This window comes from Streptococcus azizii (genome assembly GCF_001984715.1).
In the GTDB taxonomy this organism is placed as follows: Bacteria; Bacillota; Bacilli; order Lactobacillales; family Streptococcaceae; genus Streptococcus; species Streptococcus azizii.
On sequence record NZ_MSPR01000034.1, the window covers coordinates 1 to 7241 of the forward strand.

General features: G+C 43.0%; 7 protein-coding genes and 1 pseudogene. All 8 read left to right on the top strand.

Annotation, left to right across the window (positions count from 1 at the left end):
* A pseudogene (locus tag BVE84_RS10115) lies at positions 1-425 on the top strand (hypothetical protein); the annotation flags it as partial.
* An 11-nt stretch (positions 426-436) separates the two neighbouring features.
* Positions 437-748, top strand: a complete 312-nt coding sequence (gene imm40, locus BVE84_RS10120; protein ID WP_083708351.1) for an Imm40 family immunity protein — start codon at positions 437-439, stop codon at positions 746-748.
* 317 nt (positions 749-1065) lie between these two features.
* Entirely contained in the window at positions 1066-2769 is a 1704-nt protein-coding gene (locus tag BVE84_RS10125; protein ID WP_076996872.1) for an RHS repeat-associated core domain-containing protein, read from the top strand.
* Positions 2766-3152: a YxiG family protein gene (locus BVE84_RS10130; protein ID WP_076996873.1), complete on the top strand. Its 387-nt coding sequence runs from the start codon at positions 2766-2768 to the stop codon at positions 3150-3152. The genes BVE84_RS10125 and BVE84_RS10130 overlap by 4 nt, the downstream gene beginning before the upstream one ends.
* A 277-nt stretch (positions 3153-3429) precedes the next feature.
* A complete protein-coding gene (locus BVE84_RS11195) occupies positions 3430-3765 on the top strand; it encodes an RHS repeat domain-containing protein (RefSeq protein ID WP_077063939.1) in 336 nt (111 codons plus the stop codon).
* 195 nt (positions 3766-3960) lie between these two features.
* Positions 3961-5967 (top strand): RHS repeat-associated core domain-containing protein, encoded by a 2007-nt coding sequence (locus tag BVE84_RS10140; protein WP_076996874.1) that lies wholly within the window; start codon positions 3961-3963, stop codon positions 5965-5967.
* Positions 5968-5986: 19 nt separating this feature from the next.
* Entirely contained in the window at positions 5987-6295 is a 309-nt protein-coding gene (locus BVE84_RS10145; protein WP_076996875.1) for a hypothetical protein, read from the top strand.
* A 372-nt stretch (positions 6296-6667) separates the two neighbouring features.
* A partial coding sequence (locus BVE84_RS10150; protein WP_142241401.1) for an RHS repeat-associated core domain-containing protein occupies positions 6668-7241 on the top strand: 574 nt, incomplete at its 3' end.

The following is a 7241-nucleotide window of genomic DNA, read 5'->3' on the forward strand; positions in this document are numbered from 1 at the left end:
GAGTCACAGCAGGAAAAGTTATTGATACAGTTGATGATGTCAGTGATACCTCTAAAGCCCTAAAAGCTGTGGATGCGGTGGATGACACCAAAGATTCTCTGAAAGTCGCAGAGGCAGTTGATGATGTAGGAGATGGAGCAAAGGTTGTGCGCCGAGGCGAAAAGAGTACTAAGAATCCGTTAGAAAATATTGAGTATACTGATAAAGTGAAAAAACAAATGAAACAAGGTGATTTTCATTCTTTCCCTGAGGCAGTTGACTCATTTGGGGCTGATGGAGAGATTACAAAAATTGTAGGAGGAGATGGCATTACTAGGACTAAGGTAGAGATATCAGGTAGTTATAAGGGGAGAGAAGGAGTTTTTGAATACATTATAGAAGCTAACAATACTGTCAATCACAGGTTTTTCAGACCACTTCAGTAGGGGGTATTACAATGACTAATATGGAGTTAAATTTTCTTGGCAAAGGGGTCAGCTTATCAGAAATTGGTGTCAATGAGTACGTGTATGCTTGGAAGCATGTAGATGCTGTATTGTCTGAGATAAAAAAATTAAATTTAGTTATTCTAGGAGGAGATGTTTATATTGAAAAGAATCATAGAATGACTTTGACTTACGATAGTTGGTATTACAATCGGCTGTATACTCCATCAGATTGTAAACTTTCTATAGACAAGGCTAGAGGATATATATATGATTATATAGAAAAAAACGGCGACCTATATTATTTTTCTTTTATTCTATAGGGTTATATGATGTTTGACTTGTGTTAGCAATAAAATTAAGCTTATAAAGTAATGTCCCGTGGTGCTGTAGGCGATTGAGCTAGTTAGCGAGGACATTGAAAACGCTGGAGATTGTTTATCGTTTTCCGTCCTCTCTTGCCTAGCTCCCCGCCCACCTATGGAGCTACTCTCCATAGGTGCTTTTCACATCACCACGAGAATTATTTAGCGGGTCGAGTTTATCAGAATGATGGTAACAGTAAGGACAGAGTGGAGCTTCCTATAACAACCATAGGATAAGGGATACGTACCAATACCTGACCAACCAAGCAGGGTCTGTGACCGGCTTGACCAAGGACGGGCAAGCGGTAGCGTCCAGCAAGTACCAACTCTATGGAGCTACCCAGTCTAGCACAGACGAAACAGGCAATCCGTATGCCTACAATGGGGAGGCTAGAGATAGTACAGGGCTGGATTATCTCAGAGCAAGATACTATGATAGCCAGGCAGGAACGTTCTTGACAGAAGATAGTTACTCGGGTAGCCGAAGCAATCCGCTTAGTCAGAACCGCTACAGTTATGTCCACAACAACCCAGTCAACTACACCGATCCAAGCGGGCATTTTAGAAAGATGTTGCCGGATGGTAAGGGTCCTCGCTATACGCAGCCCAAACCGTTAATTAACCCCAAGGACGGAACCCTCTATGCGCCGACAACCCCTGAACATGAGGCACATCAGATTCGCCAACAACAGACAGGGGTCTATAGCTACACCTATGTCCCAAGCTATGTACCGACTTCTTCTGCCTATGAGTATATTCAGCAACAAGAATCTCAACTGAGGGCCCAAGCGCATGCCCAGGCGGTTCAGTACCGCCAGCAGCAAATCCAACAGGAGTATGCGCAATCAATCGGTCAATATGGCAGACCTAGAGCTCGAGAAGCCAACAATTTATTGCTTAATTGGAGCAAGGCTCTGAAAGATATGTTTACGCATGTCTGCGATCCGAAAACGACCAAGGCGAAGGATAAGGGTAGGTCTCCTAAACCTATCAGCTTTGGAGGTGGCGGAGTTGCCAGCTGGGAAAGCACAGCGGGTCCAAGTTCTCGCTATCAGCCGAACGTTCCTGTTCCATCGAAATCGAAAAAAGGAGGCAAGAAGAAACTTTCTGATAAAGAGCTGGTTGAGACCATTCAACAAGCTAACCAAGGGAATTCAGCTGCTCTTTCAGCTCTTTTAGGGCAACATAGTTATGCGCCAGTGTATGAGGCTTCTCTTGAGGAAGGGGCAAAAGCAGCTGCTGTGCTATCTGCTGGAATTGTTGGTTTGATTACAAAGAACCCTGTTTATGTCATGGCAACGTATGGGGGATTACAGGCAGGACTCACAAGCGCTGCTAGGAAAGAAACACCAGCTCAGATTGCTGGAAAGACCGTGATAGGAGGTATCTCTGGGTATACTTTAGGTAAGATTGGGCAAGGACTCGGTGCCAAATCACTTTTCGGTCGAGCTTTAGTAGATGGTTCAGGAGAAACAGCCCTTGATACGATTGTTTCAGGACTAAATGGTGAGAGTATCAGCATGGAGGCTCTCTCTCGTAACTTTGCGGGCAATGTAGCAGCCAATGCACTCTTTGGTCTAGCAGGGAAGGTGATTTCTAAAGTCACTGGTTCTAAAGTTGGAGATGTCGTTGATGAGTTTTCGGATGTAAGTAGAGTTTATACCAAAAAAGATTTGCGTAATATTATAGGGGATATTGCCGAAACATATGATACTAGCTATAAGGCAACGAAATATGATACTGGGTACTCTCTTACATTAGAAAATGGAAAAGAAAAACTTACGTTGAGAATTATGGATTCTGGAAGTGGCGGTCGCATGAAACCGTATTATAGAATTTCTACCTCTAAAAAGGGAACTTTGACGGAGTTTGGAGTTCCTTCCTCTGATAGAGGTTTAACACATATTGATGTTGATGAAAATAGTGTAGATAATATTAAAAAAATCATTGATGATTTTTTATCAGGAGGGAATAAATGAATCGCATATTTCAATTATTTGAAATGAGTAAAATAGAGTACTATCATTTGGATTTTTTGCATAATGAGTTTATTTTAGAAGTGAATAATGACCTATTTGGTCTTCAGAAAGCTATATTTAAGGAAGTCTCAACATTTTATTTTATACATGACCAATCTGAAAGTCGAAAAAAAATCTATTCTCCCTATTTGTATAAAGACTTAGAAACCTCTGATATAGGATTATTGAATCAAAATGTTACTATTAGGTTGATTTCAGACTCGATAGATTGGGTTAGCGAATATTCTGGAGGAGGGAATATATTCATTGAAATTTGGGATCAATTACTAATATTGGAAGCAAAGAGAGTAAGTATTAATGGTATTGAGTATATTTTGACTTGATACTATTACAGATTTTAACATTATCCAGAAGGAACAAGTCAGACAATTGTTACAGATGTTAAATTTCGAAGTATAAACATAATGTCCAATAAACAGGAGGAATAGATAAGGATAATATATTCATGCTTTGTGTGGTGCTGTAGGCGATTGAGCTAGTCATTGAGGACGTTGAAAACGCTAGAGACTATTGATTGTTTTCCGTCCTCTCTTGCCTATCTCCCCGCCCACCTATGGAGCTACTCTCCATAGGTGCTTTTCACATCACCACGAGAATTGTTTGGCTTGCCATAAGGGAAGAAGAGACAATTTCACCTACGATGACCACAACCGCTTGACTCAGCTCGAGACCAAGAACGGTACCACCCGCTACACCTACGATAAGAACGGCAATCGGATTTCTCAAAGTAAGAACAATGAGAAGCTAGACTATATCTACGATACGGAGAATAGACTCCTTGCGGTCAAGGACAAAGCAGGCCTCTTGTTTGCGGCGCTGTATGACGGCGATGATAACCGCGTCTTTATACTCGTCAAAAATCAACCTCTGGCGTCGTTACCTCACCTTGCCGAACTTCAGTTCTACCTGCGGTTTCGTTGCCTAGTCAGAGGTTGATTTTTATAGAGTATCCCCGCTAGCCATAAGGAAGGTAAGCACAGCTATCGACTCTTCAAGCGAGAAGAGAAGAAGAAATCACCGCATACCGCTCCAAATGGGGAGGCACATAGCCTCTTCTGGTATGGCTTTAGTCAGAATGTCTTACAAGCCTTATCCAGTCTCCCTCAGACCATTGGGACTATCTGGCATGCGATGTTTGACGATGTCTCCACTGCCTACCATAAGAAGGTGGCCAAAGACAGGGCCAATGAGGAGGGCTTGGTGGTCAACCCACCAGACCTAGGAAACCTTCCGGGTGAGGGAGAAGTGACCTATGCCAGCGAAGTCAAAGAGGTTCTGATTCCTTACACCACACGAGAAGATAGCTTCCACTACTATGAGGAGCGCAACTACGTCAATGACGTCAACCGCCAGCATACCGAGGTTCTCCAGACCTATGACAGAGAGCTGAAAGCTCGTGAGACCTATACCTATGGACAGGGTAGAAGTTCCTACCACAACCATGGGACAGGGGATACCTATCAGTACCTAACCAACCAAGCAGGGTCTGTGACAGGCTTGACCAAGGACGGGCAAGCGGTGGCGTCCAGCAAGTACCAACTATACGGTTCCACTAAGGATAGCACAGACGAGACAGGCAACCCGTATGCCTACAATGGGGAGGCCAGAGATAGTACAGGGCTGGATTACTTGCGGGCAAGGTACTATGATAGTCAGGCAGGAACGTTCTTGACCGAGGATAGTTACCAAGGGGAACTAGATGACCCACTCAGTCAGAACCGCTATGCCTATGTGCAGAACAACCCTGTTAACTATACCGACCCAAGCGGGCATTTTAGAAAGATGTTGCCGGATGGTAAGGGTCCTCGCTATACGCAGCCCAAACCGTTAATTAACCCCAAGGACGGAACCCTCTATGCGCCGACAACCCCTGAACATGAGGCACATCAGATTCGCCAACAACAGACCGGGGTCTATAGCTACACCTATGTCCCAAGCTATGTACCGACTTCTTCTGCCTATGAGTATATTCAGCAACAGGAATCTCAACTGAGAGCCCAAGCGCATGCCCAGGCAGTTCAGTACCGCCAGCAACAGATTCGACAGGAGTATGCGCAATCAACGGGTCAATACGGCAGACCCAAGGCTCGAGAAGCTAACAATTTATTGCTTAACTGGGGCAAGGCTCTGAAAGATATGTTTACGCATGTCTGTGATCCAAAAACGACCAAGGCAAAGGATACAAAGAAGGGGAAGACTCCTTCTGTTGCGGATTTTAGGAAAGTAGAAGAAGCATCTAAGTATGGATTAACTGTTGAGGCCAAGGCTAAGATAGATAACATGTCTATGAGTGACTTGAAAGCCAAGTATGGTAGTGTGATTGGTAATTATAACACTTATACAGGTACAGGTTATTTCAATCCGTTGGGAAGTGGCGAAAATAGAGCAGTTATTGCAAGGTATAAGCAACTTAAAGCAGAGGAAGAAGCACGGATTGCGGCTTCCATTGCGGAAATGCGCAAGTACCACTATACGAATATTTATAAGACTATTGCGGAAACGGGTCTGCGACCTGACGGTACTCCAGCTACAGACTTGGAGAAAGCTATTGCGCCATATGTGCCATGGATTGAACCTATTCAAATAGGGGTATCCGCATTTGCAGGTTATCAAATCGCTAAATATGACACAAGCATATCGACAAGTAATGATATGCGTGTAAAAAATTCTAGTCCGAGTAATCATTTGTCCAATGTTGGTCAAAGTAGGGTTACAAATTCTCCAATAACAGAAAGTGTTATAAAAAAACGTATAGATTATTCAAAATCATTTAATCAAGAACTTGGTAATTTTAATACAGGGTATCAAATCAAAAATGTTACTACTGAGGACTTGGTACTTGTACAATACAAATCTTCCTCCCCCAGTGCTTCTTTGAAATATTGGACTATTGCTGAGGAAGCTAATTCACTCCTAACCGTTGAAGATTATATGGATAGATTAGCTTTGTCCAAGGATTGGGGCGAACGGAATGTTGTAAGTGTTGCGCATATTCCTAAGGGAACCGAAGTTAAACATGCGATTGGGACTGCAAGAGAACAGCTATATATTCCAGATCCTAGACCTGGTGGAGGCATTCAATATCTATTTGAAGAATTTGATAGGTCATGGGTTGTTGAGACTCGCTCAATTCCATAATTTTAATTTTGAGGTGACTATGAAAAAATATATATTGATAAATAAATTAAAAATTTTATTAAATGAGGTAGAAAAATGTCAGAATTTGCAGAAGGATAAAATCCTTATTGAGGTTTTAGAGAACTATAAGCAGAGAATTCTAAAAATGATTGAACAAGTTCAGAGCGGACAAATTTTATACAACAAAAATCTTCCTCCAATTTTGATAGGTATTTTACGACCAATATCAGAATATGATAGTCTTTCACAAAACATTGCTTTATATGAAGCAGCATCAGAGGTGGAAAGTTACTTTGGAAAGTATTTTACTTATAAAAATAACGAATAAGATTTGTGTGATGAAGAAGTCTCTGTTCAATAAAGCAGATGATATTCTATAAATTTTATATGCTGAACTTGGATAAATTACTTGATTTGATTAAGTAATATTCCGTGGTGCTGTAGGCGATTGAGCTAGTCATCGAGGACGTTGAAAACGCTGGAGACTCTTCTATCGTTTTCCGTCCTCTCTTGCCTAACTCCCCGCCCACCTATGGAGCTACTCTCCATAGGTGCTTTTCACATCACCACGAGAATTATTTAGCGGGTCGAGTTATCAGAATGATGGTAACAGTAAGGACAGAGTGGAGATTCCTATAACAACCATAGGACAGGGGATACGTATCAGTACCTAGCGACACAAAGTGGTAGCGTTACTGGCTTGACCAAGGACGGGCAAGCGGTGGCGTCCAGCAAATACCAACTCTATGGAGCCACCCAGTCTAGCACAGACGAAACAGGCAATCCGTATGCCTACAATGGGGAGGCTAGAGATGGTACAGGGCTGGATTACCTGCGGGCAAGGTACTATGATAGCAGGGCAGGGACCTTCTTAACCGAGGATTCCTACTCGGGTAGCCGAAGCAATCCGCTCAGTCAAAATCGTTATGCCTATGTGCAGAACAATCCTGTTAACTATACCGATCCAAGCGGGCATTTTAGAAAGATGTTGCCGGATGGTAAGGGTCCTCGCTATACGCAGCCCAAACCGTTAATTAACCCCAAGGACGGAACTCTCTATGTGCCGACGACCCCTGAACATGAGGCCCATCAGATTCGCCAACAACAGACCGGGGTCTATAGCTACACCTATGTCCCAAGCTATGTGCCGACTTCTTCTGCCTATGAGTATATTCAGCAACAGGAATCTCAACTGAGGGCCCAAGCGCATGCCCAGGCGGTTCAGTACCGCCAGCAGCAAATCCAACAGGAGTATGCGCAATCAATCGGTCAAT

Excerpts from the sequence above, each read along its gene's own strand:
- imm40 (WP_083708351.1), top strand. The coding sequence starts at position 437 with ATGACTAATATGGAGTTAAATTTTCTTGGCAAAGGGGTCAGCTTATCA.
- BVE84_RS10130 (WP_076996873.1), top strand. The coding sequence starts at position 2,766 with ATGAATCGCATATTTCAATTATTTGAAATGAGTAAAATAGAGTACTAT.
- BVE84_RS10140 (WP_076996874.1), top strand. The coding sequence starts at position 3,961 with ATGTTTGACGATGTCTCCACTGCCTACCATAAGAAGGTGGCCAAAGAC.
- BVE84_RS10145 (WP_076996875.1), top strand. The coding sequence starts at position 5,987 with ATGAAAAAATATATATTGATAAATAAATTAAAAATTTTATTAAATGAG.